This is a genomic window from Arsenophonus sp. ENCA (genome assembly GCF_002287155.1).
Lineage (GTDB): Bacteria > Pseudomonadota > Gammaproteobacteria > Enterobacterales > Enterobacteriaceae > Arsenophonus > Arsenophonus nilaparvatae.
Genome location: NZ_NHNG01000479.1, coordinates 1 through 1221, shown reverse-complemented (window position 1 = coordinate 1221; position 1221 = coordinate 1). Strand labels below are relative to the sequence as shown.

The 1221-nt window shown below is 40.9% G+C and carries 2 protein-coding genes; one reads left to right on the top strand and one right to left on the bottom strand.

The features are described from left to right. Positions 1-50 precede the first annotated feature (50 nt). The gene (locus CBG25_RS12340; protein WP_290606136.1) at positions 51-296 is read left to right on the top strand and encodes a hypothetical protein; all 246 of its coding nucleotides are present in this window, start codon (positions 51-53) and stop codon (positions 294-296) included. A 553-nt stretch (positions 297-849) separates the two neighbouring features. Here CBG25_RS12340 and CBG25_RS12335 read toward each other — a convergent pair. After that, the coding region (locus CBG25_RS12335; protein ID WP_290603757.1) for a transposase at positions 850-1221 on the bottom strand (372 nt) is incomplete at its 5' end.

Below are 1221 nucleotides of genomic sequence, written 5' to 3'. Positions count from 1 at the left end.
GCCAAAGCGATTTGCGTTAAGAAATAAGCTAATTTCACAAAGGTTTAACCATGAAACTTAACATCATTAAACTATTAATCACAACATTATTGTTTATCAGTGCAGCGTTTGCCTTTGAAATGTTAGTGGGACATCTTGCACATGCCGATGCCGTCATTGACCCACAAATAAGGTTTAAACGTGGTGAACTAGGCAATATTCATTTAGGCGGACAAGAGCTACTGGTTATCGGCATTATGATAGTGCCAGCACTCATTGTTTATTTGGGGGTATTTCTCGACACATTGAAGAAATAGTCTAAAGCAAATAGTTATTATCCCACCTGAATTTATACCACTTAAATTAGTAATACCGAAAGGTAAACGTTCAGCTATTAAAAAAGACCAGCGCAAGGCTGGCCAACACCAGGGAAAATGTTGCTGTTAACTAACACACAACGGCAACGATGTTACCGCAACAAAACAGCAAACCATATAGCAAATAATCTCTTTTTCACTAAATCCTATCCCTAGGACGAATTAACTATTCCTGCTCAGTCATCGGTTTTTTTATCCATAACACGAGTTTCGCACAGGCATATAAAATTCTAAAAATGGCTTAAAAGCAATGATTAATCTGCAAGTTACTAAAAAACATAAATTTTCTTAAATTACAATAAGTTGTATTTGATTTATAAGGTTTTGACTATTTATATATCATGCTGAATTAAACTTAAGGGCACCTCGAAAAACTCAAGATTTTCAATTAACCCTTGGCTTTCATTCTAAATAATTAGATTTTTTTTGATTATCACGCTACTGATTCTATCGCACATTGCCCTGGCTAGGGCCATTTGACCCATTCTGGGCGTCAGAAAGCCACGATGCACGCGCTCTGGAAGTACGCCAACCGCTTTAGGTTGTAACATGCTGCCATCATCGTCATGGCAAAATTAGCGCGCACCTGTCCAATGGTGCGGATCAGTTTTCTACCCATTTGTTCCATCGCCGCAAATGCATGTTCAACCCGTGCCCTAGTCTTTGCAATCCTGTGGTTTCGCCCTTGCTGAGTCTTGGACAACGGTTTGTTTCGATGGCCTTTACGCTGAATCTGGCTCCTATAGCCGTTTGCCTTCAGCCAAGCTTCCCGCTCCGCAGAGGGATAGCCTCGGTCGGCGTAGATATTGCGATTGGTGTTGGCCTTGTCAATGACCCTTTCGAAATGCTGACTGTCGTGGGTGCT